The sequence below is a fragment of the Variovorax boronicumulans genome (assembly GCF_029892485.1).
Taxonomy (GTDB): domain Bacteria; phylum Pseudomonadota; class Gammaproteobacteria; order Burkholderiales; family Burkholderiaceae_C; genus Variovorax; species Variovorax boronicumulans_B.
Genome location: NZ_JARXVG010000004.1, coordinates 126,792 through 148,045, shown reverse-complemented (window position 1 = coordinate 148,045; position 21,254 = coordinate 126,792). Strand labels below are relative to the sequence as shown.

Below are 21,254 nucleotides of genomic sequence, written 5' to 3'. Positions count from 1 at the left end.
AGCCCCTTTTTATGTTCAAACGTTCAAGCTCCTCCCAACCCGAAGACGGCACCACGCCGGACGACCGCAACGCCCGCTGGCGACTCATCGGCAAATGGAGCGCCATCGTGGCGGGCTCCGGCGCACTGGTGGTGCTGGTCGCGTCCATCGTCGCGGTGATCGCGATCTATCCGAAGCTGCCCGATATTTCCGAGCTCGCCGACTACCGGCCCAAGCTGCCGCTGCGCGTGTATTCGACCGAAGGCACGCTGATCGGCGAGTTCGGCGAAGAGCGCCGCAACCTCACGCCTTTCGCGAGCATTCCCAAGATCATGAAAGACGCCGTGCTCGCCGTGGAAGACGCGCGCTTCTACGACCACGGCGGCGTCGACTACAAGGGCTTCATGCGCGCCGCGGTGGCCAGCCTGAAGGGCGGCCGCAAGCAGGGCGCCTCGACCATCACGATGCAGGTGGCGCGCAACGTCTACCTGAGCTCCGAACGCACGATGAGCCGCAAGACCTACGAGATCATGCTGGCCTTCCGGCTCGAGCAGCAGCTCACCAAGGACCAGATCCTCGAGATCTACCTGAACCAGATCTACCTGGGCAATCGCGCCTACGGTTTTGCCGCCGCGTCCGAGGCGTATTTCGGCAAGCCGCTGCAGAACGTGACCGTCGCCGAAGCCGCCATGCTCGCCGGTTTGCCGAAGGCCCCCGGCGCGAACAATCCGGTGGCCAACCCGCGCCGTGCGCGGGCGCGCCAGCTCTACGTGATCGACCGCATGCAGGAAACCGGCTTCATCACCGCCGAGCAAGCGGCCGAAGCGAAGAAGGAAGAGCTGCACCTGCGCGATGCGGCCGACCCCAACCGCCTGCACGCCGAGTACGTCGCCGAAACCGTGCGCCAGATGATGTACGCGCAGTACGGCGACAGCATCTACACGAGCGGCATGAAGGTCTACACCTCGCTGGTCGCGGCGGACCAGGCGGCGGCGTACAAGTCGCTGCGCAAGGGCATCATGGATTACGAGCGGCGCCAGGTCTATCGCGGGCCCGAGAAGTTCGTCGACCTGCCGACCGAGCAGAAGGAAGTCGATGAGGCCGTGGACGATGCGTTGGCCGAGCACCCGGACAACGGCGACGTGATCGCCGCTGTGGTGCTCGATGCCAACGCGAAGGAGATCAGCGCCGTGCGAGCGAATGGCGAAGCGATCCAGATCACTGGCGAAGGCCTCAAGCCCGCGCAGTCGGGCCTCGCGGCCAAGGCGCCGCCCAACATCAAGATCCGACGCGGCGCGGTGATCCGCGTGGCGAAGACCCCCAAGGGCACCTGGGAGATCACGCAACTGCCCGAAGTCGAAGGCGCCTTCATCGCCATGGACCCGCGCAGCGGCGCCATCAAGGCACTGGTGGGCGGATTCGATTTCGGCAAGAACAAGTTCAACCACGTGACGCAAGCCTGGCGTCAGCCGGGTTCGAGCTTCAAGCCGTTCATCTATTCGGCCGCGCTCGAAAAAGGCTTCACTCCCGCCACGGTGGTGAACGATGCGCCGCTGTACTTCGATGCTGCCGCCAACGGCGGCCAGCCGTGGGAGCCGAAGAATTTCGAAGGCACCTACGAAGGCCCGATGCCGCTGCGCACCGCGCTGATGAAGTCGAAGAACCTCGTCACGCTGCGGGTGCTGCAGTCGATAGGGGCGCCGTACGCGCAGGACTGGGTCACCAAGTTCGGCTTCGACAAGGACAAGCAACCCGCCAACCTGCCGATGGGCCTGGGCGCCGGCTCGGTCACGCCGATGCAGATGGCGGTGGGCTACTCGGTGTTCGCCAACGGCGGCTACCGCGTCAATCCGTACCTCGTCACCCGCATCACCGACATGAAGGACAAGGTCATCATGGAGACCGAAGCTCCGGTGCTCGACGAAGCACGGCGCGCCATTCCCGCGCGCAATGCCTTCGTCATGGATTCGCTGCTGCAAAGCGTGGTGAAGGGCGGCACCGCGTTCAAGGCGCACCAGGCCCTCAAGCGCGACGACCTCTACGGCAAGACCGGCACCACCAACGATTCCTTCGACACCTGGTTCGCAGGCTTCCAGCCCACGCGCGTGGGCATCGCATGGATCGGCTACGACACGCCGCGCCAGCTCGGCGTGCGCGGCGAAACCGGCGGCAGCCTGAGCCTGCCGATCTGGATCGGCTACATGCAGTCGGCGCTGCAAGGCGTTCCGGTGACGCAGCCGGCCGCACCGCCTGGCGTGGTGAACATCGACGGCGAGTGGTATTTCGACGACTTCACGCCGGGGCACAACGTGGCCAGCCTGGGCCTGGAGAATGCCGAGCAGCCGCCACCGCCGGTGGAAGAGCTGACCGGCGCGCCGATCGGTGCACCGCCGCCGCCTGAAGAGCGCAACCGCATCCTCGATTTCTTCCGCTAGCCGTCGCCGAAAGGGGAGGGTGCCGGGTCTCTACACTCGGTGCCGTTCCCTCTTCTCCTTTGGCCCAACGCATTCATGGAAATCCTTACGCTGGTGGCGCTGCTCCTTGTGGGCGCCTACATCCTCAAGTCCAGAGACCAGCGCCAGCGCATCGCGCTGCTGGGAAGCCACCTGGGCAAGTACCAGATCGAGAAGCTGATGGAGAGCCTGACCCAGGGCTACCTGCGCTGCCTGGGCGAGGATGACGCCGAACGCCGCCAGCAGATCTGGAGCCTGCTCGACACCACCGAGGAAAAGCTCTCGGCGCAGTTCGACAGCTTTGCCGCCGCGTTCGCACGCGTTCCCGAAGCGCAGACGCGCATCAGCAAGTTGCCGATCGCCATTCCCTATGCCCACAAGCTGTTCCCGGCCGCGACCTTCGATCTGCGCGAGGCGCTGAACATCCATGCGCGCGGCATTGCCGGCGTGGCGAAGAACGCATCGGGCCGCTCGGCCAAGTCCAAGGCCTTCACCATGTCGGCCGAACTGTTCCTGATGCAGCACACCTGCCACTGGTTCTGCAAGTCGAAGACGGTGGCATCGGCGCGCATGCTGGCGCGCCACCAGACCTCGTACGAGCAGTTGCTCGATGCGGTGAGCCCCGAGACGCGAAGCGCCTACGGCGCCCTCACGGGCCAGTGACCGGGTCAGTGATGTGACAACAGCGGCAGCGTGAGCGTCGCGACTGCGCCGCCGCGTGCCGCATTGCCAAGCTCGATGCGGCCGCGGTGCAGCGCCGCGATCTCCTTGACGAAGGCCAGCCCCAGCCCCGTGCTTTTCTTCTGGCTGTGCGGCCGCGCGAGCGAATAGAACTTCTGGAAAACCTTCTCCTGCGCGTAATCCGGAATGCCGGGTCCGTGGTCGCGCACGCTCACGCGGGCAAGCTTCGCGGTGGTCTCCAGCGTCAGCAGCACTTCGCTGCCCTGCGGTGAAAAATCGATCGCGTTGTCCAGCAGGTTGCTGATCGCGCGGCGCAGCAGGAACGGATCGCCCTCGGTGCTGGCTTCGGCCCGGATGTTGACCAGGAGGCGGATGTTCCGCTTGGCCGCGGCAGGCTGCGCGCTGATGGCGATGTCGTCGATCAGCGAGGCCAGCGGCACCGGCTCGGTGCGGTCCAGCGCGCGCCGCGTTTCGAGCGCGGTGAGCTCCATCATGCGGTCGACGATTTCCTGGATGCGCTGCGTCTCGCGTTCGATGTTCTTCAGGAAGCGCTCGCGCTCCGCATGCGGCATCGACGGCTCCTGCAGCAGCTCGGCCGCGCCGCGGATCGCGGAGAGCGGGCTCTTGACTTCGTGCGTGAAGGTCTGCACGTAGTCGGCCACGTAGTTGCGGCCCGTCAATGCATCGCGCATTTCGCTGAAGCCGGTGCGCACCGCGTCGACCGCGCGCCGTGCCATGCGCGAGAAGCTAAGGCTTCGCTGTGCGCGCACCCAGGTCCAGTAGTCCGAGATCAATCCGAACGGCCGCACCAGCCACACCGAGACGATCAGTGCCAGCAGCAACAGCGCCAGGCCCGATCCCACGCCGACCCACAGCGTGCGGGCCCGCGCGTCTTCCACGAACTGGCCGAAGCTCTGCACCGGCTTGCCGACGCTGACCATGCCGACGATCTCGTTGTTCCAGCGGATCGGTGCGCCCACGTACATCACCGAAGTGCGCGGGTCGCCGTCGACATCGCGCGAGGTGCGCGCGCCGTAGAGGCCCGCAAGCGTGCGGCTCACGTCGCTCCATTGCGAGTAATCGGCGCCCAGGTGCCTGCCGAGCGAGTCGAACATGATCCGGCCGCTGCGATCGGTCACGTAGACGCGCAGTTCCACCTGGCTCTTGTGCAGGTTGTAGATCTGGGCCGAGAACTCGCGTGCGTAGACCGTGCGGAACAGAGGCTCCAGCCGCGCGGTGTTGATGGCGCCCGCGATCACGTCCTGCTCGACCAGGCTGGCCATGAGCTGCGATGTTTCGACCAGAGATTCTTCGGCCGACTCGCGGTAGCGCGGATCGATGTCCGACACCACGCGATAGAGTAGGAAGGCAATGCCCGCCGTGTAGATCAGCAGGATGCCGATGAATATCCGCGTACGCCGGGTCAAAGCTTGGCTCTCCCCCAGGCTTGCCCACTTCGTGTGGCCTCCAACCCCCTCGCCGGGGGCAATACCTGCGGCCCGGCAAAGCCGGTTCCGCGGTATTCCGCGAAAAGGCAGACCAAGGCCGGCGTCATGCCTTCGATGGGAGTTCTTCGTTCAGCGCGTAGCCGGTGCCGCGCAGCGTGCGGATCGGCTCGACATCTGGCGCCACCGTCTTGAGCTTGGCGCGCAGGGTCTTGATGTGCGCGTCGACCGTGCGGTCGAAGCTGTCGCTGGCGTCGTCCCAGACATGTTCGAGCAGCTCATCGCGCGTGAACACGCGCCCCGGCCGCTGCACCAGGAGCCTCAGCAGCCCGTATTCGTAACGGGAAAGCTCCAGGAGCCGGCCGTAGTACCGGATTTGCATCCGCTCGTTGTCGAGCGCAAAGGGCAGTGGGGGGGTCTGTGGCGCCGCTGGAGGCGTCGTGGGCAGTTTTTGAGGGGGTGCCCCGGTTCCGGGCGCTGCGGCCGTTCCGGGGCCGCCAGGGCTGTTGCGCGTGCTGCGCCGCAGGATCGTGCGGACCCGGGCGACCAGTTCGCGCGGCGAAAACGGCTTGGCGATGTAGTCGTCGGCGCCCAGTTCCAGCCCCACCACACGGTCGATTTCGTCGCTGCGGGCGGTGAGAAACAGCATCGGCACCTCCGGCCCGCCCTGCGACTGGTTCAGCGCCCGCAGGCGCTTGAAGAGCTCGAAGCCGTTGAGGTCGGGCAGCCCGATGTCCAGGATGGCCAGCGCGGGCGGTTCCTGCGCGAACTGCGCGATCGCTTCTTCGGCGGTGGCGCACCACACCGGCGTGAAGCCGTCGCTCTTCAGGACGTACTGCAGCGTGTCGGCGATGCCCGACTCGTCTTCGGCAATCAGGATCCGGGGTTTGAAGCTCATCCGCGGATGTTAGCGAGGGGAAGGAAGGACGGCGGTGCCGGTTTCCGCCCGAGGCGCCGGGGACCGGCGCGGCCTTTCGCGGCCCTTTTTTTGGCGCGGCGCTCTTTCTGTCTTCTATTTCTTATTCTTCTTATTCAAATTAGTAGTAGTAGATAAGGGAAGCCCTCTTCTGTGGACAGGGCACTTTTTCCGTTATGTGACAAGGACTTGTCGCAGCTCCGTCACTGTGCGCAGGTGCGCTTCCGGGATGTACCCGCAAAAGGGACAACATTGGGTAACCCGCCCGCCCTGTGGATAACCCATGTCTTGTGCCAGAACTCTCCCCAGAGTTGTCCTTTGACAGTCCCCGGGAAATCTGCGAAAGGCGGTTTTTGGTATTAATAATTCATTGCCTGTTATTTGGGCAATATGTAGATTTCCCTTTTAAATCAACCACTTGCCGCACCCCTACACAGAAGTGCCGACGTTATCCACAGAGTTGCCCAAGTTTTGTGGGGAGAACGCAGGAGGAACCTTCGAGACCCCGGGCGACCCAACGCCGTCCTCACATTGCGAAAAATTTCGAACATGACACCTTCAGAAACCAAGGCCATCGTGACCCTGAGCCTGCTGGCTGCCTTTGTCGACGGCGACAAGCACGAGCGTGAGCGCGCCGAGATCAAGCGCATTGCGGAGGGCCTGTCGCAAGCCGACGGGCTGAACCTGCCGACGCTCTACCAGGACGTGCTGATGAAGCGCGTGTCGCTGGCCTCGGTGGCCGGCGACCTGGGCAGCAACGAATCGAAGCAGCTCGCCTATGAAATGGCGGTGTGCGTCTGCGATGCGGACGGCGCGCAATCGGAAGCGGAGCGCATGTTCCTGATGGATGTGCGCACCTCGCTCGGACTTGATGCCTCGGCGGCGCGGTTTTCAGAGCAGGCCGAAGAAATCGCCGCGGTGCCCGTGGCCGCGGCAGCAGGAACCGCCGTGACCGCGGTTGCCGCCCCCAACACGCCGGACAGCGCCGAGCTCGACAAGTCGATCCTCAATGCCGCCATTCTCAACGGCGCGCTCGAACTGCTGCCCGAAACGCTTTCGACCATGGCGATCATTCCGCTGCAGATGAAGCTGGTCTACCGCATCGGCCAGGCGCACGGCTACCAGCTCGACAGCGGCCACATCAAGGATTTCCTGGCCACGGTCGGCGTGGGCCTGACTTCGCAGTATCTGGAGCAGGCCGGGCGCAAGCTGCTCGGTGGCTTGCTCGGCAAGGTGGGCGGCGGCCTGCTGCGCGGGCTGGGCAACCAGGCCGTGAGTTCGGGCATGAGCTTCGCCTCGACCTATGCGCTGGGCCATGTGGCCAAGCGCTATTACGCCGGCGGCCGCACGCTCTCGACGCAGATGCTCAAGGAAGCGTTCTCGGGCGTGGTGAAGGAGGGCCAGAGCCTGCAGACGCAATATCTGCCGGCCATCCAGGAGAAGGCCCGCACGCTGGATGCGGGCAAGGTGCTGTCGCTCGTACGAGGTGCCTGAAACAGGCTCTCCCCCAGGCTTCGCGCACTGCGTGTCGCTTCTCCAACCCCCTCGCCGGGGGCAACACCAGCGGCCCGGCAAAACCGGTTCCGCGGTGTTCCTGGGCGAGAGAGCTGGCTAGACCTTGCTCAGGTCGTCGAGGATCGGGCAGTCGGGACGCGCATCGCCATGACAGCAATGCACGAGGTGCGCGAGCGTGTTGCGCATCGATTGCATGTCAGCGATGCGCTGCTCCAGTTCGCCCAGGTGCTTCTGTGCAATCCGCTTGACGCTCGAACTCGCGCGCCGGCGGTTGTGCCAGAGGCCCACCAGCTCGGCGATTTCTTCCATCGAAAAACCGAGGTCGCGTGAGCGCTTGATGAAGCGCAGCGTGTGCACATCGGCCTCGCCGTACTGGCGGTAGCCGCTGTCGGTGCGCGCCACCGCCGGCAGGAGGCCCAGCCCCTCGTAGTGCCGGACCATGCGCGCCGACACGCCCGAGAGGCGCGCGGCTTCGCCGATGGCGACTTGGCCGGTCATTGAACGCCGTAGCCCGCGTTCTCGATGGCGGCCACGATGTCCTTGCGCGGCTGCTCGCTCAGCACGTCGACATGGCCCGTCTCGAGGTCGACGGTGACCTGCGCTTCGGGATCGACCGCCTGCACCGCGTTCTGCACTGCGTTCACGCAGTGGCCGCAGCTCATGCCGGAGACCTGGAATTTCTGGCTCATCGTTCTGACTCCTTCTTTGGTGGATGAATGGATGAATGAAATGAGCCGCCAGTCTGAACCCTCCCACGATGTCAATGTCCAGCGAAGGGGCACTCCAGGCGCGGCCTTGACCTTGCCATGGTGTGAAGCCTTAGTCTTCGACACATGGAAACACTGCAGCAACATCCCTCGGCAGCCACTGCCACGCTGGACCTCTCGGTCGGCGGCATGACCTGCGCTTCGTGCGTGATGCGCGTGGAACGAGCCCTCAAGAACGTGACCGGCGTGCAGGACGTCAGCGTGAACCTCGCGACCGAATCCGCCCGCGTGGTGACCACCGATGCTGCCGAGGACATGGATGCGCGCCTGCGCCGCGCCGTGCGCGCCGCCGGCTACGAACCCCGCGCGGCAAGCAGTGCGGCCGACGAAGCGGCGGCCTTGTCACCGTGGCATGGTTTCGGTCCAGTGGCCATCGGCCTCGCGCTGTCGATTCCGCTCCTGGCGCCGATGCTCGGCGATCCGTTCGGGCAGGACTGGATGCTGCCGCCCTGGCTGCAATTGCTGCTCGCTGCACCGGTGCAGTTCTGGCTGGGCGCGCGCTTCTACCGCGCGGGCTGGCATGCGGCCAAGGCCCGTACCGGCAACATGGACCTGCTGGTGGCCCTGGGCACCAGCGCGGCCTTCGGGTTGTCGCTCTGGCTGTGGTGGCGCGCAACCGCCGGCGAACATGCAGGGCACGGCGAGATGCCGCACCTGTACTTCGAAGCCTCGGCCGTGGTGATCACGCTGGTGCTGCTCGGCAAATGGCTCGAGGCCCGTGCCAAGCGCCAGGCCACCTCCGCGATACGCGCGCTCCAGCAGCTGCGCCCCGAGGTGGCGCACTTGGTCGGCGCACGCGGCGAGAGCGATGTGCCGCTCGCCGAGGTGATGGTGGGCGACCGCCTCGCCGTGCGGCCCGGCGAACGCGTGCCGGCCGATGCGCGCGTGATCGAAGGCCAGTCCGAAGTCGATGAATCGATGCTCACCGGCGAACCCCTGCCGGTGGCCAAGGGCCCTGGCGATGCATTGACAGGCGGCGCGGTCAACGGCGACGGCCGCATGGTGATCGAGGTGCGCGCGATCGGTGCCGAGAGCGTGCTGGCGCGCATCATCCGTCTGGTCGAGGACGCTCAGGCCGCCAAGGCGCCGATCCAGCGGCTGGTGGACAAGGTCGCGGCCGTGTTCGTGCCCGTGGTGCTGGTGATTGCGCTGATCACGCTGGCAGGTTGGCTCGTCGCAGGAGCGGGCATCGAGACCGCGTTGATCCATGCGGTGGCGGTGTTGGTGATCGCTTGCCCCTGTGCGCTGGGCCTCGCAACACCAGTGGCGGTGATGGCGGGTACCGGCGTGGCGGCGCGGCACGGCATCCTGATCAAGGACGCGCGCGCACTGGAAATTGCACACCGCGTCGACACCGTGGCCTTCGACAAGACCGGCACGTTGACGATGGGCCGCCCCGTGCTCACCGTGTTGCGGCCGGCGGCGGGCAGCAACGCGACGGAAGACGAACTGCTGGCCATCGCCGCCAGCCTGCAGGGCGGCAGCGAGCATCCGCTCGCACGCTCGGTGCTCGCGGCTGCCGCACAACGCGGCGTGCAGGCGCCGCCGCTGGGCGCCATGCAGGCGATGCCGGGCCGCGGTGTTCGCGGCGAAGTGAACGGCGCCTCCTGGGCCATCGCAAGCCTGCGCTGGTGCAGGGAGCTCGATGCGATGCCCGCGGAAGCCGAGATCGAAAGGCTGCAGGCGCAAGGTGCCACGGTGTCGGCGCTGTTGCGTTTCGACGAAGCAGGGGCCGCGCATGTGCAGGCCTTGCTGGCCTTCGCCGACGAGCCCAAGCCGCAGGCTGCTGAAGCCATTCGCACGCTGCGTGCAAGAGGCCTGCGCGTGGTGATGATCTCGGGCGACAACCTGCGTGCCGCGCAAGCGATGGCAGCCCGCCTCGGCATTGCCATCGAGGATGTGCGCGCCGATGTGCTGCCGGCCGACAAGGCCGCACAGGTCAGTGCCTTGCGCCGCGACGGCCATGTGGTCGCGATGGTCGGCGATGGCGCCAACGACGCGCCCGCGCTCGCCGCGGCCGACGTGGGCATCGCGATGGCGCCTTCGGGTGGCGGAACCGACGTGGCGATGGAAGCGGCCGGTATCACGCTGATGCGCGGCGATCTCGCACTGGTTGCCCAGGCTTTCGAACTCTCGGCGCGCACGGTGGCGAAGATCCGGCAGAACCTGTTCTGGGCCTTCGCCTACAACGTGGCCGGTATTCCGCTCGCGGCCTTCGGGCTGCTGAGTCCGGTGGTGGCCGGCGCGGCGATGGCGCTGTCGAGCGTGAGCGTGATGGCGAACGCGCTGCTGCTGCGTCGCTGGAAGCCCTGAACTGTTTCAGTCGAACAGCAGCGCCATCATGTGATCGTCGATGGCCTCTGCATCGCCGGCCCGCTTGTAGAACTTGCGCAACGTGCCTTCGTGCTGGAAACCCAGCTTCTTGTAGAAGCGCAAGGCCGGCGCGTTGTCGCTCTCTACACAGAGTTCGATGCGCTTGACGCCCACGGCCTTGAGCTCGTCGATGGCCTGGCTCACCATCGCGAGCGCCACGCCTTGCCCGTGCAGCGCCGGATCGACGGCCAGCGTTCCCAGGCTGGCCACATGCTGCACCCGGCCCGGATAGCGCGTGGCGCGGTAGAAGCCGGCGATCCGGCCGTCCAGTTCATAGACGAAGAAGCGTCCGCTCTCGACCATCTCCTGGTAGATGGGGCTAAAGCCTTCGAGCGGCATCGGGTCGTAGCCGAGATAGGGCACGACTTTCTCGTGCATGTAGAGCGTGAAGACGGCGTGGAGGTCTTCGGGCGTGGCGAGCCTGCGCATGGGTGTAAGTCTCGAAACGATGGAAGCGCTGAGCTTAGCGACTGCGCCTCAGGCCAGCAGCGCCACCGAGAACGCCAGCAGCGCGCATTGCACACACCAGGCCCATCGCAGGCGGATGCGCGAATCGAGCACCGCACCGATGGTCCAGAAACCCGCGACGGCCAGCGCGAGGAGTTCGAGGCCAGTGCGGAATGCAAGGTCGTCGGCGACCCACAGAAAGGCAAGCGTCACGCCGATCCATCCGATGAAGTGCAGCGATGCTGAAGCAACCTGCACGCGGGTCAGCGCAGGGTCGTGGATGTGCATCGCCTGGTCGAGCGAGAACGGCGCTTCCGGAAAGCGCGCCGCCACATCGGCCGGCCGCCAGCCTGGCGGCTTGAGCCACACCGCGAGCTTGTCGCGCCATCTGCGCGTGTGCCAGCTGTCGCGCACGAGCGGCGCATACGGCCCGAAGATGGCCCGCAGCGGATCGAAGCTCGCCAGCGCCTTGCGCGTGCCGTAGACCGCGCGTTCGTTCTCTTCCGCGAAGGTGCCGAACATCCGGTCCCACACCACGAGCATGCCGCCGTAGTTGCGGTCCACATAGCCGTCGTTCACCGCGTGGTGCACGCGGTGGTTCGAGGGCGAGGAGAACACGCGGTCGAACCAGCCGAGCTTGCCGATGTGCTCGGTGTGGATCCAGAACTGGTAGACCAGCACGATGAGTCCTGCGATGCCGAACTGCTCGGGCGGCACGCCGACGACCGCCATCGGCAGGTAGAAGGCCCAGCCCAGGAAGGCGACCATGCTCTCCTGCCGCAGTGCGGTCGAGAAGTTGAACTGCTGGCTCTGGTGGTGCACCGAGTGCGCGGCCCAGAACACCGCCGACTCATGCCCCGCGCGGTGCAGCCAGTAGTCGCAGAAGTCGAACAGCAGCACCGCGACGATCCAGCCGATGGCTCCGTCCCAGAAGGCGGGCCGCGTCCAGATCGCGACGGCCGGATAGACCATCGCGTAGAGACCGATCTGGAAGAGCTGCGTGCACACCGCGAGTGCCTGGCTCAGCAAGCCCTGGCTCAGGCTGCCGAGCGTGTCGCTGAAGCGGTAGGTGTTGCGCTTCCTGAGCCAGCCCCAAGCGAATTCGCAGGCCATGAGCAGCGCGAACACGGGCACGACGAGAACGACCAGCCGATGCACCGTGTCCTGTTGTTCAGCGGGTCTTCAGCGGATCTTTCAGCGGTCCCGCGCATCCGGTGCGCGACCGGCCACGATCACCGCGTTGGTGCCGCCGAAGGCGAAGGAATTGGAGAGCGCGTAACGCATGCCCCTGGCTTCGCGCGCTTCGCCCCGCACGAAGTCGATGTCGAATGCCGCATCCGGCGTCTGCAGGTTGGCGATGGGCGGGAGCGACTCGCGCGCCAGCGCGCGCAGCGCGGCAATGAGCTCGATGGCACCGCCGCCGCCGAGCACGTGGCCGTGAATGGCCTTGGTCGCGCTCACGGGCGTGGCATTGCCGAACACCTCGCGGATCGAAGCGGCTTCGGCCGCATCGCCCGCCGATGTGGCGGTGCCGTGCGCGTTGATGTGCCCGATGTCGGAGGCCTCGATGCCGGCATCGCGCAGCGCGGCGCGCATCGCGCGCACCTGGCCGGCGCTGTCGGGATTGGTGATGTGCGTGCCGTCGCAGTTGGTCGCGTAGCCAGCGAGCACGAAGGGTGCAGCGTTCGCACCGCGCGCCTGTGCATGCGCTTCGGATTCGATCACCAGCGCCGCCGCGCCCTCGCCGATGGCAAAGCCCGCGCGGTCGGCGGAAAAAGGCCGGCAGGCGGTGGAGGGCGCATCGGCCGGTGGCGGCGCCATCACGCGCATCGCATGCCAGCTGGCCATCACGCCGGGAGTGAGCATCGCATCGTGGCCGCCGACGATGGCAACGTCGATCCAGCCGCCGCGAATCGCGCGCATCGCTTCGCCGATGGCCACGGCCGAGGAGGCGCAGGCACACGCATAGGCAATGGCCGAGCCGCGCGCGCCGAAGTGCAGCGCCAGTTCCGCCACAGCGGCGTTGGGCATCACGGTGAGCACGGTCGTCGGGCGCATGCGCTTTTGTTCGCCGTAGAGCGCGCTGGTCGTGGTGTCGAAAGCACCCGCGCCCGCGAGGCCGCTGCCCCAGAAGATGCCCAGGCGCTCCGGGTCGACGCTGTCTGCGACCAGGCCGGCCTCTGCGGCCGCATCCTGCGCGGCGGCGAGCGCCATGGCCGTGCCGCGGTCCAGCGGCAGGCGCGAAGTGCTCCGCACGCCGTTCGAATCGAAATCGCAGGCGGCCACGGCGAGCGACATCGGGTCCATGCCCTTGATCTCGAGCACCTGCGCGCGCACGGCCGAGCGACCGTTGAACAGCGCATCGTCGAAGGCCTCGACGGTGCGGCCGATGGGCGTGACGAAACCCAATCCGCTCACGCGCAGGGGCGCCGAGGCGGCGCGCGCCGCGGATGCGGCCAGCATGGCGTGGGCGGCGTTGCTGCTCATCGGTGCACCCCTGGCGCGGCGCTCATGCGTGGGCGGCTTCGACGGACGATGCGACCGCGCCGCTGCTCTCGGCGTCGATCACTTCGCACAGGCGCTGCAGCGTGATGCCGGCTTCGCGCGGGTCCAGCCGGTCTTCGGGAATGCGCAGGTGGAAGGCATCTTCCACCGCGAACACGAACTCCATCAGCGCGAGCGAATCGAGACCGAGGTCGGTCAGCACGGTGGCGGGGGAGATGGCGCTGCGGTCGACCTTGAAGTCGGCCTCCAGGATCGTCGCGATGCTGTTGAAGGTGGGCGAAGACATGAACGGTGTCCTTTCAGGTGGGTTCGGGCGAACTCATGCGAACTCGTGCGCGCAGGGGTGCTCGGGCATGGTGCCGTGCGCTATCGCATCGGCGAAAGACACGGTCTCGCGCACAACCTGTTGGCGGTCGTTGTCTATGGTGATCATGTGGTAGCTGTTGGCCACGACCACGGTGCGGAACGAGCGGCAGCGCAGGCCGCGCGCGAGGATGTCGAGATTGGCCACGCTGGCCACCTCGTCCTGCTGGGCATGCAGCGCCAGCACGTTGTCGCATTGCACGGCGTTCAGGTTGCGCCGCACATGGCGGATCAGCCGGTCGTGTTCGCGCAGGTGGCCCACGCCGAGCACCGAGGAGCCGGCGCGCGAGATCTTGCGATGGCGCAGCTCGCGCTCGATCCAGGCGCGCACGCGTTCGTTCTTCACGCCGTAGGGCGGGCGTTCGCGGTACTGCCACAGGCGCCCGAGCGGCGTGTAGAAGGCCAGCGGCAGCAGGAACTGCGTGCGCGGAATGGCCCAGCCGTCGAAGCGCAGCGTGGTCGACATGAGCACCAGCGCATCGACCTCGCGGCCGCAGCGGATGGCCGCCCCCAGCGCGAGCGAGGAGCCGGCGGAGATGCCCACGAGCATCACGCGGTCGTGCTCCTGGCGCAGCGCCTTCACCTTCGCCTGGATGGCGTCGAGCCAGCGCTCGTAGGGCGCGGCATGTTGCAGCGGCGCACTGGCATCGAACGAGTAGCCGTCGATCGGCAGCGGGTGCACCGCATACCCCCGTGCGCGCAATGCGGATTGCACAGTCAGCAGCTCGTCAGGTGTGCTGCATAAACCATGCAGCAGAACCACCGCGGTGCGCTGCACCTCGCGGGGCACCACGCTCAGCTGATCGGAGGAATCGCGTGCGCTCACCGTGTGGCGCCGGCCATGAAAATGGCCCGTGTTCCATGCTGCTGTCGTATGCTCATGCGGCGACTATCGTGTGGAGCTACTGACCGGCCCCTGACCCATTCATTAAGCAACCCTTCACACTTCCCACCACCATGCGAATCCTGCTTGTCGAAGACGACGCTGTACTGCGCGATGTGATGCTGCGCAGCCTGGCGGACGCGGGCCACCGGGTCGACGTGTCGACCAACGTCGAAGACGCCGACCACCTCTGGCGCGTGCAACCCTTCGACGCGGTGCTGCTCGACCTCAACCTGCCGGCCACCGCGAGCCCCACGAGCGGCCTCGCGAGCGGCCTCACCGCGCTGCGACAGGCGCGTGCGCGCGGCGACCGCACGCCGGTGCTGGTGCTCACCGCGCGCGGCCGCACCGAGGAGCGCATCGCCGGCCTCGATGCGGGTGCCGACGACTACCTGGGCAAGCCCTTCGACCTCGCCGAAGTGGAGGCGCGCCTGCGCGCCCTGGTGCGTCGCGCCAAGGGTACCGAAGACATCGTGCTGCTCGGCCAGCTCAAGCTAGACCGCAAGGCGCGGCGCTTCTCCACCACGGGCGGTCCGCTCGACCTGCCCGCGCGCGAGTTCGAGGTGCTGTGGGAGCTGATGAGCCCGCCGGGCCGCACCGTGAGCAAGCGTGCGCTGTCCGACAAGCTTTCCAGCTTCGACGAATCGCTGGGCGACAACGCGCTCGAGGCCTTCATCTCGCGCCTGCGCAAGAAACTCGTCGGCAGCGGTGCGGGCATACGCACGCTGCGCGGCATCGGCTACCTGCTCGAAGCCGAGGCGTGACGGGCCCCGTTGCCCCGATGGCACCGTCGCTCACGCGGCGGGTCCTGCGCAACGTGCTGCTGCCGCTGGCGCTCACCTGGATGCTCGGCGCGGTGATCGCGCTGGTCATCGCCAACTACTTTTCCGAACAGGCCTTCGACCGCGGCATGCTCGACGATGCCTATGCGTTGTCGGCCAACGTGCAGGCGGGCGAGCGCGGCATCGAGCTGCTGCTCACGCCGCGCGAGGTGGCCACGGTGCTCTTCGACCAGATCGACAAGGTCCACTTCTCGGTGCAGCGGCTCGACGGTTCGCTGATCTCGGGCGAGCCGGAGCTGCGGGCACCGTTGCCCTTGAACGGCGCGCGCTACCGCTTCTCCGACCTGGACTACCAGGGCAAGTCGATGCGCGCGGTGGTGCTCGAGCACGATGCGGAGCCCGGCATCGCGATGCCCTACCGCGTGGTGATCGCCCAGACCACGCTGAGCCGCACGGCGCTGGTGCGGCAGCTGCTCGGCTTTGCATTGGCGCCGCAGATCCTGCTGCTGGTGCTCCTGGCCGTGTGGCTCTGGTACGGCATCCGCAGCGACCTGCGTCCGCTCGGCGAGCTGCAGCGCGCGCTCGACCGGCGCGATGTGCGCGACCTGTCCCCGGTGGCGGTGGCGCAGACCTCGCGCGAGCTGCAGCGGCTGGGCAATGCGGTCAACTCGCTGTTCGAGCGGCTCAGCCAGAGCGTGCAGGCGCAGCGCGAGTTCGTGGGCAACGTGGCGCACGAACTGCGCACGCCGCTGGCGGGCATTCGCGCACTGGCCGAATACGGCCTGGCGCAGCAGGACACGGCGGTCTGGCGCGAGCAGCTCGCGCGCGTGTCGGAACGGCAGGCGCGTGCCAGCCACCTGATCGACCAGCTGCTCGCGCTCGCACTGGCCGAGGAAGCGCGCACCAGCTTGGCCCGCGCGCCGGTGCGCCTGGATGCGCTGGCCGAGCAGACGGTGCTGCGCCACCTGGCGCGCGCGGATGCGCGCGGCGTGGACCTCGGTGCGCGCGGCCTGGACGATGGCGTGGTCGTGATGGCGAACGAAGCACTGGTCGAAGGCATCCTCGACAACCTCATCGACAACGCGCTGCGCTATGGCGGCCGCACGATCACGGTGGAACTCGTGGGGCGCACGCTGAGCGTGATCGACGACGGGCCCGGCATTCCGCTGGAGGCGCAGCGTGACCTGATGCAGCGTTGGGCGCAGGGCCCTGCGGGGGAGAAGCTGGGGCAAGGCTCGGGATTGGGACTGTCGATCGTGTCGCGCTATGCCGAGCTGCTGGGCGCGGAGCTGCGGCTCGAAGCGGCAGAGCCCTCGGGCCTCCGGGTGAGCGTGGCGTTCGGCGAAGTGGCGTAGCCCTGTCTTGCTCTTTCCCCCGGAAGGGGAGGGAGAAAGACCGGCTACAGCGGCGTGCCTTGGTGAAACACCATGCGCCATCTGCCGAGCCGCAGTCGCCACAGCGAACTGCGAAGCGAATCTGCTGCGGGGCGCTCCGCTATGGCGGCACGGTGTGCGCGATAGGTGACCAGCGCGATGTCGGGTGCCATGCGTTGCACGCGAAAGTCCGAGATCGTGCGCTCCGAGAAGGCTTCATCTCGCAGCGCGTCGATGATCGCAGGCCGGGTCCATTCGGTGCCCGAGACGCCGAGCTCGCGGAAGTCGTCGTCGAGCAGTTCCTCGAGTTGCGCGGCGCTCGCTCGCACCTCGCGCAGATGCAATGCGCCTTCGAGTTTCAGCAACAGCGCATGCAGATCTTCGACCGGCTTCAAGGGCTTGCGCAGGAAGACGCGGGTGCGCTCGGCGAAGGCGACGCGCTTGTATTCGACATAGCCGATGCGTTCATAGAGCGCGCGGTTCTCGGTCATCTTCTCGTTGGTGAAAAGGTAGATCGAATCGTGGCCCTGCCGCAGTGCCTCGCGCTCGGCGAGCTCGAGCAGCGCGCGGCCGACGCCGGTGCCCTGATGCTGCGGCATCACCGCGATCACGTCGATCAGGAAGCCTTCGTCCGTGACGTCGAGCACCAGCGCTGCGATGGTTTCGCCCTGCAGCGTGGCGATCCAGACCTGCGCATTCGCGATGGCCGCGGCGTAGTCCCTGGTCATCGGAATCGGCGTGAGGCCGAGGCGCGGAATGTAGTGGCGGAAGGCTTCGGCGGCGCATGCGGCGATGGATGCCGCATCGTCGGCGTTGGCGCGTCGTTGCTCGATGCGGGCCATGGCATTTCTCTCCTGGGCGGACATGAAAAGTCCGCCGCATCTTGCCATGGCCCCCGTGGATCAGCCCAGTGCCGGGTAGTCCGTGTAGCCCTTCGCGCCGCCGCCGTACATGGTGGCCTTGTCGAGCTCGTTCAGCGGTGCGTTCTCGCGCAGGCGGCGCACGAGGTCGGGGTTGGAGATGAACGGCTTGCCGAAGGCCACGAGGTCGTCGCCTTCCTTCACGGCTTCATCGGCCAGCGGCTTGTCGTAGCCGTTGTTGACCATCCATGCGCCCTTGCCGCCGGCTTCGCGATACGCGGCCTTGAGGGCTTCGTAGTCGAAGGGACGGTCTTCGATCTCGCGCGGGCCACCGGTGGCGCCTTCGATGATGTGGATGTAGGCGAGGTTCAGCTGCGCGAGCTGCTTGACCACGTAGGTGAAGAGCGGCTGCGGGTCGCTGTCGTGCACGTCGTTGGCGGGCGTGACGGGCGACAGGCGGATGCCGGTCTTGCCGCCGCCGATGGCATCGACCACGGCGCGCGTGGCTTCGAGCAGCAGGCGGGCGCGGTTCTCGATGCTGCCGCCATAGTCGTCGGTGCGCTTGTTGCTGCCATCTTTGAGGAACTGGTCGAGCAGGTAGCCGTTGGCGCCATGCATCTCGACGCCATCGAAGCCGGCGGTTTCCACCGCGCTGCGCGCCGCGACTGCATAGGCATGGACGATGCCCGGCAGTTCGCCGGCATCGAGCGCGCGCGGCTCGGAGGTCTCGACGAAGGTCGGCACGCCGCCCTTGATGAGCACCGTCTTGGTCTTGGCGGTGATGGCCGAGGGGGCGACGGGCTTTCCGCCATCGGGTTGCAGTTCGGTGTGCGAGACGCGGCCCACATGCCAGAGCTGGACGACGATCTTGCCGCCCTTGGCGTGCACGGCGTCGGTCACGCGCTTCCAGGCATCGAGCTGCTCGGTGCCGTAAAGGCCGGGCACGTCGGCGTAGCCCTGGCCCTGGTGGCTGATGGCGGTGGCTTCGGTGATCAGGAGGCCCGCGGTGGCGCGCTGGGCGTAATAGGTGACGGCCAGCTCGGGCGGCACGGCGTTGGGCGAGCGGTTGCGCGTCAGCGGCGCCATCACGATGCGGTTGGCGAGCTTCAGGCCGCCGGCCTGTACGGGGTCGAAAAGGGTGGACATCGTGGATGAGGGAGCAGAGTTGAAACAGGCGCAAGGCTAAGCGCGCGGCCTCAACCCTGCTGTCGCACGGTTGTCGCGATTGGTGTTATGGGTACTTTTTCAGGGCACGAGGGCCAGCAGCGCGGCGCTCACGCGCACCGGCGCCGCGAGCAGGATCTGCCCCATGCCCTTGCCGAGCGGGTCGTTGCGCAGCGACGCCATGCCGCCGCCGCCCAGCGCCTCTTCGCAGACGAAGTTGAAGGCGTCGATGCCGGGCACCTCGTGGCGCGTGACGCGGCCCTTCACGAGGTGCGCGAGCCATTCGGCCACGCGGGCCTCGGTGAGCTGTTCGCGCAGCAGCGGCAGCAGGGCAGGGTGGCGCGCGATGACGCCGATGTTCGATGTGTCGCCCTTGTCGCCGCTGCGGGCCCAGGCGAGGCGGAGGAGGGGCACTTCGAGGGTGTCGAGGGCCTCGGGTGCGGCTTTGTGCTGCGTGGCGCTGGCGGGCCGTGGCGCGGGTGCGGCGACGACTGTTGGCGCAACGGTGCGCGGCACCTCGATGGGTTGGCCATCGATGCTCGCGCGGGCCTCGACCTGCGACTTGTCGAGCAGGAAGGCGTACTGCCTGATCGACGGCGACACCGATGCCCGCCCGCCGCCCGCACCCGTGGTGCCCGGAGACCACGAGGTACCGGCGGGCGCCACCTCGCGCGCGAACAGTTCGAGCGCTTCCTTGCGGGGGTGCGTCACCGCGATCCGCAGCACGACCTCGCGCGCCTGCAGGGCCTGTGCATTCGCATGCGGGCCGTAGCAGGACTCGGCACCCAGCATTTCGATCTGCGTGCCGCTGTAGGGGCCGAAGCCGGACTGCGTGAAGAGTTCGCCGGTGCGGGTGAGGATCGCCTCGCCCGTGCGCCTTGCCTTCGCGGCCGCATCGAAACCCACGATGGTGAGCTGCGCCGCGGTCTTGAAGCCATCGACGTAGGTTGCGCTGACCTTGTAGCTCGCGGTCGGCGCACGGCCGCGCGCACCGTGCACGCGCACGCGGTGTTCGCCGGCCTGCTCGATGCGCACCTGCGTGAAGTCGGCCGTCACGTCGGGCAGCAGGTAGGCCGCGGGGTCGCCGATTTCGTAGAGCATCTGCTCGCCCACCACCGCGGGCGTGAGCTTGCCGCCGGTGCCTGCGGGTTTGGTGACGACGAAGCTGCCGTCGGCGCTGCACTCGATGATGGGGTAGCCGATATGGGGCCAGTCGGGCACGGTGTCCCAGTCGGTGTGCAGGCCGCCGGTGGCCTGGCAGCCGCATTCGATGATGTGGCCCGCGAGGCTGCCGGCGGCGAGCAGGTCGTGGTCGCCGGGCTGCCATTCGAATTCATGCATCAGCACGCCGAGCGTGACGGCCGAATCCACGCAGCGGCCGGTGATGACCACCTGTGCGCCCGCATCGAGCGCGGCCTGGATGGGCCGCGCGCCGAGATAGGCGTTGGCGGTGAGCATGCGTTCGGGCAGCGCGGCACCGCTCTGCAGTTCGCGCACGGGCGGCTGGCCCTGGCGCAGCTGCGGCAGCAGCGCAGACACGTCGTCGCCGCTCACCACGGCGATCTTCAGTTCGATGCCTTGTTCCCTGGCGAGCGCGGCCAGTGCATCGGCGCAGCCTTGGGGGTTCACGCCGCCCGCATTGCTCACCACGCGGATGCCTTGTTTCACGACGTCTTTCAGCACGGACTTCATCGCGACCGAAACGAAGTCCGTCGCATAGCCCAGCTCCGGCTTCTTGAGCCGCGCACCCGCGAGGATCGACATGGTGAGCTCGGCGAGGTAGTCGAACACCAGGTAGTCGATCTGCCCGCTGGTCACCAGCTGCGGCGCGCCCACACTGCTGTCGCCCCAGAAGCCCGAGGCGCCGCCGATGCGGACGATGCGTTCGTTGGTGCCGGTGTTGCTGCTGCTATTCATCGGCCGCTCCACTGCGGCTTGCGCTTCTCGCGAAAGGCGAGCTGCCCTTCGGCTGCGTCCTCGGTGAGCGCGAAGAGGCCGATCTGGCTTTCGGTGAACGCCATCGACTCTTCAAAGGCCATCGCCTCGATCTTCTTCATCGTGTAGAGGCCGCGGCGGATGGCAGCGGGCGACTTGTCGAGCATGCGGGCCAGCAGCCAGTCGACGCTTTCGTCGACGTCGTCGCTCACTCGGTTGATCAACCCATGTTCGAGTGCCTGACCAGCGGTGATGGGTTCGCCAGTGATGCACATCTCGGCCAGCACGCGGCGCGGCAGCAGGCCGTCGAGCACGCTGAGCACCTGGACGGGAAAGAGGCCGACCTTGACCTCGGGCAGGCCGAACACCGCGCCGCTGCTCGCCACCGCCATGTCGCACATCGCCATGATCCCCATGCCGCCCGCCATGCACGCGCCGTTGACGCGCGCGATGAGCGGCACCGTCGATTGGCGCGCCTGGCGGAAGAGGTTGGCGAAGCCCTGATAGGGCTGCGCGTAGTCGAACTTGAAGGAGGTGCCGCTCTGCAGGTCGGCGCCGGCGCAGAAGGCGCGCGTGCCGGCGCCGGTGATGACCACCGCACGCACGTCGGGGTCGGCGTTGGCGCGTGCCACCGCGTCGGACAGGCCGGCGAGCACGGCGGCGTTGATCGCATTGCGCCGCTCCTCGCGGTCGATGGTGAGCCACATGACGGGCCCGCGCATCTCTTCGCGCAGTTCGACGGTGGGAGGGGTTTCGGCCATGGCGCTGGGTTCCTTCGATGGTCTTCTGGAGGTCCGCCCGTAGCGTGACGCG

General features: G+C 67.3%; 19 protein-coding genes. 6 read left to right on the top strand and 13 right to left on the bottom strand.

Annotated features, from left to right (window positions below; all coding sequences use genetic code 11):
• Nucleotides 1–11: 11 nt before the first annotated feature.
• Together M2282_RS11180 and M2282_RS11175 are read left to right on the top strand one after the other, a co-directional pair.
• Nucleotides 12–2,414 carry a penicillin-binding protein 1A gene (locus tag M2282_RS11180; protein WP_280808861.1) on the top strand — a complete coding sequence of 801 codons (2,403 nt, stop codon included), beginning with the start codon at nt 12–14 and terminating at the stop codon, nt 2,412–2,414.
• 75 nt (nt 2,415–2,489) lie between these two features.
• Entirely contained in the window at nt 2,490–3,095 is a 606-nt protein-coding gene (locus M2282_RS11175; protein WP_280808860.1) for a hypothetical protein, read from the top strand.
• A gap of 5 nt (nt 3,096–3,100) precedes the next feature.
• Here the strand turns inward: M2282_RS11175 and creC are convergent, their stop codons facing one another.
• Together creC and creB are read right to left on the bottom strand one after the other, a co-directional pair.
• Complete coding sequence (creC, locus tag M2282_RS11170; RefSeq protein WP_280808859.1) at nt 3,101–4,540, bottom strand: two-component system sensor histidine kinase CreC; 1,440 nt, start codon at nt 4,538–4,540, stop codon at nt 3,101–3,103.
• Between the two features lie 124 nt (nt 4,541–4,664).
• Nucleotides 4,665–5,456: a two-component system response regulator CreB gene (gene creB / locus M2282_RS11165; protein ID WP_280808858.1), complete on the bottom strand. Its 792-nt coding sequence runs from the start codon at nt 5,454–5,456 to the stop codon at nt 4,665–4,667.
• A gap of 567 nt (nt 5,457–6,023) precedes the next feature.
• Here creB and M2282_RS11160 point away from each other — a divergent pair.
• Entirely contained in the window at nt 6,024–6,968 is a 945-nt protein-coding gene (locus M2282_RS11160) for a YcjF family protein (protein WP_280808857.1), read from the top strand.
• A gap of 117 nt (nt 6,969–7,085) precedes the next feature.
• On the opposite strand, the gene cueR is transcribed toward M2282_RS11160, so the two are convergent.
• Both cueR and M2282_RS11150 read right to left on the bottom strand, forming a co-directional pair.
• The gene (cueR, locus tag M2282_RS11155) at nt 7,086–7,487 is read right to left on the bottom strand and encodes a Cu(I)-responsive transcriptional regulator (protein WP_042580630.1); all 402 of its coding nucleotides are present in this window, start codon (nt 7,485–7,487) and stop codon (nt 7,086–7,088) included.
• Nucleotides 7,484–7,678 (bottom strand): heavy-metal-associated domain-containing protein, encoded by a 195-nt coding sequence (locus M2282_RS11150; RefSeq protein ID WP_280808856.1) that lies wholly within the window; start codon nt 7,676–7,678, stop codon nt 7,484–7,486. The genes cueR and M2282_RS11150 overlap by 4 nt, the downstream gene beginning before the upstream one ends.
• A 144-nt stretch (nt 7,679–7,822) precedes the next feature.
• On the opposite strand from M2282_RS11150, the gene M2282_RS11145 reads away from it, so the two are divergent.
• Complete coding sequence (locus M2282_RS11145; protein ID WP_280808855.1) at nt 7,823–10,069, top strand: heavy metal translocating P-type ATPase; 2,247 nt, start codon at nt 7,823–7,825, stop codon at nt 10,067–10,069.
• A 6-nt stretch (nt 10,070–10,075) separates the two neighbouring features.
• Here M2282_RS11145 and M2282_RS11140 read toward each other — a convergent pair whose 3' ends face one another.
• From M2282_RS11140 to M2282_RS11120, 5 genes are read right to left on the bottom strand one after another with little or no spacing between them, the layout of a single operon-like run.
• Nucleotides 10,076–10,558, bottom strand: coding sequence for a GNAT family N-acetyltransferase (locus M2282_RS11140; RefSeq protein ID WP_280808854.1), 483 nt, complete (start codon nt 10,556–10,558; stop codon nt 10,076–10,078).
• 48 nt (nt 10,559–10,606) lie between these two features.
• The gene (locus M2282_RS11135; protein WP_280808853.1) at nt 10,607–11,734 is read right to left on the bottom strand and encodes a sterol desaturase family protein; all 1,128 of its coding nucleotides are present in this window, start codon (nt 11,732–11,734) and stop codon (nt 10,607–10,609) included.
• A gap of 36 nt (nt 11,735–11,770) precedes the next feature.
• Nucleotides 11,771–13,063, bottom strand: a complete 1,293-nt coding sequence (locus M2282_RS11130; RefSeq protein ID WP_280808852.1) for a beta-ketoacyl-[acyl-carrier-protein] synthase family protein — start codon at nt 13,061–13,063, stop codon at nt 11,771–11,773.
• Nucleotides 13,064–13,085: 22 nt separating this feature from the next.
• Nucleotides 13,086–13,367 carry an acyl carrier protein gene (locus tag M2282_RS11125; RefSeq protein ID WP_280808851.1) on the bottom strand — a complete coding sequence of 94 codons (282 nt, stop codon included), beginning with the start codon at nt 13,365–13,367 and terminating at the stop codon, nt 13,086–13,088.
• 33 nt (nt 13,368–13,400) lie between these two features.
• Nucleotides 13,401–14,270, bottom strand: a complete 870-nt coding sequence (locus M2282_RS11120) for an alpha/beta hydrolase (protein WP_280808850.1) — start codon at nt 14,268–14,270, stop codon at nt 13,401–13,403.
• 131 nt (nt 14,271–14,401) lie between these two features.
• On the opposite strand from M2282_RS11120, the gene M2282_RS11115 reads away from it, so the two are divergent.
• Together M2282_RS11115 and M2282_RS11110 are read left to right on the top strand one after the other, a co-directional pair.
• On the top strand, nt 14,402–15,091 hold the full coding sequence (locus M2282_RS11115) for a response regulator transcription factor (protein ID WP_280808849.1): 690 nt from the start codon (nt 14,402–14,404) through the stop codon (nt 15,089–15,091).
• 17 nt (nt 15,092–15,108) lie between these two features.
• A complete protein-coding gene (locus tag M2282_RS11110) occupies nt 15,109–16,464 on the top strand; it encodes a sensor histidine kinase (RefSeq protein WP_280809180.1) in 1,356 nt (451 codons plus the stop codon).
• A gap of 44 nt (nt 16,465–16,508) precedes the next feature.
• Here M2282_RS11110 and M2282_RS11105 read toward each other — a convergent pair whose 3' ends face one another.
• The 4 genes from M2282_RS11105 to M2282_RS11090 all read right to left on the bottom strand — a co-directional run bounded on the left by M2282_RS11105 (nt 16,509) and on the right by M2282_RS11090 (nt 21,202).
• The gene (locus M2282_RS11105) at nt 16,509–17,324 is read right to left on the bottom strand and encodes a GNAT family N-acetyltransferase (protein WP_280808848.1); all 816 of its coding nucleotides are present in this window, start codon (nt 17,322–17,324) and stop codon (nt 16,509–16,511) included.
• 60 nt (nt 17,325–17,384) lie between these two features.
• The gene (locus M2282_RS11100) at nt 17,385–18,488 is read right to left on the bottom strand and encodes an alkene reductase (RefSeq protein WP_280808847.1); all 1,104 of its coding nucleotides are present in this window, start codon (nt 18,486–18,488) and stop codon (nt 17,385–17,387) included.
• 99 nt (nt 18,489–18,587) lie between these two features.
• Nucleotides 18,588–20,423 carry an acyclic terpene utilization AtuA family protein gene (locus M2282_RS11095; RefSeq protein ID WP_280808846.1) on the bottom strand — a complete coding sequence of 612 codons (1,836 nt, stop codon included), beginning with the start codon at nt 20,421–20,423 and terminating at the stop codon, nt 18,588–18,590.
• Entirely contained in the window at nt 20,420–21,202 is a 783-nt protein-coding gene (locus tag M2282_RS11090; RefSeq protein ID WP_280808845.1) for an enoyl-CoA hydratase/isomerase family protein, read from the bottom strand. The genes M2282_RS11095 and M2282_RS11090 overlap by 4 nt, the downstream gene beginning before the upstream one ends.
• Nucleotides 21,203–21,254: the final 52 nt, after the last annotated feature.

What these genes read in the sequence shown, in the direction of transcription:
- creB (WP_280808858.1), bottom strand. Translation starts at nt 5,456, where the DNA reads ATGAGCTTCAAACCCCGGATCCTGATTGCCGAAGACGAGTCGGGCATC.
- M2282_RS11105 (WP_280808848.1), bottom strand. Translation starts at nt 17,324, where the DNA reads ATGGCCCGCATCGAGCAACGACGCGCCAACGCCGACGATGCGGCATCC.
- M2282_RS11125 (WP_280808851.1), bottom strand. Translation starts at nt 13,367, where the DNA reads ATGTCTTCGCCCACCTTCAACAGCATCGCGACGATCCTGGAGGCCGAC.
- M2282_RS11130 (WP_280808852.1), bottom strand. Translation starts at nt 13,063, where the DNA reads ATGAGCAGCAACGCCGCCCACGCCATGCTGGCCGCATCCGCGGCGCGC.
- M2282_RS11160 (WP_280808857.1), top strand. Translation starts at nt 6,024, where the DNA reads ATGACACCTTCAGAAACCAAGGCCATCGTGACCCTGAGCCTGCTGGCT.
- cueR (WP_042580630.1), bottom strand. Translation starts at nt 7,487, where the DNA reads ATGACCGGCCAAGTCGCCATCGGCGAAGCCGCGCGCCTCTCGGGCGTG.
- M2282_RS11180 (WP_280808861.1), top strand. Translation starts at nt 12, where the DNA reads ATGTTCAAACGTTCAAGCTCCTCCCAACCCGAAGACGGCACCACGCCG.
- M2282_RS11175 (WP_280808860.1), top strand. Translation starts at nt 2,490, where the DNA reads ATGGAAATCCTTACGCTGGTGGCGCTGCTCCTTGTGGGCGCCTACATC.
- M2282_RS11140 (WP_280808854.1), bottom strand. Translation starts at nt 10,558, where the DNA reads ATGCGCAGGCTCGCCACGCCCGAAGACCTCCACGCCGTCTTCACGCTC.
- M2282_RS11110 (WP_280809180.1), top strand. Translation starts at nt 15,109, where the DNA reads ATGGCACCGTCGCTCACGCGGCGGGTCCTGCGCAACGTGCTGCTGCCG.
- M2282_RS11095 (WP_280808846.1), bottom strand. Translation starts at nt 20,423, where the DNA reads ATGAATAGCAGCAGCAACACCGGCACCAACGAACGCATCGTCCGCATC.
- M2282_RS11090 (WP_280808845.1), bottom strand. Translation starts at nt 21,202, where the DNA reads ATGGCCGAAACCCCTCCCACCGTCGAACTGCGCGAAGAGATGCGCGGG.
- M2282_RS11145 (WP_280808855.1), top strand. Translation starts at nt 7,823, where the DNA reads ATGGAAACACTGCAGCAACATCCCTCGGCAGCCACTGCCACGCTGGAC.
- M2282_RS11100 (WP_280808847.1), bottom strand. Translation starts at nt 18,488, where the DNA reads ATGTCCACCCTTTTCGACCCCGTACAGGCCGGCGGCCTGAAGCTCGCC.
- M2282_RS11150 (WP_280808856.1), bottom strand. Translation starts at nt 7,678, where the DNA reads ATGAGCCAGAAATTCCAGGTCTCCGGCATGAGCTGCGGCCACTGCGTG.
- M2282_RS11115 (WP_280808849.1), top strand. Translation starts at nt 14,402, where the DNA reads ATGCGAATCCTGCTTGTCGAAGACGACGCTGTACTGCGCGATGTGATG.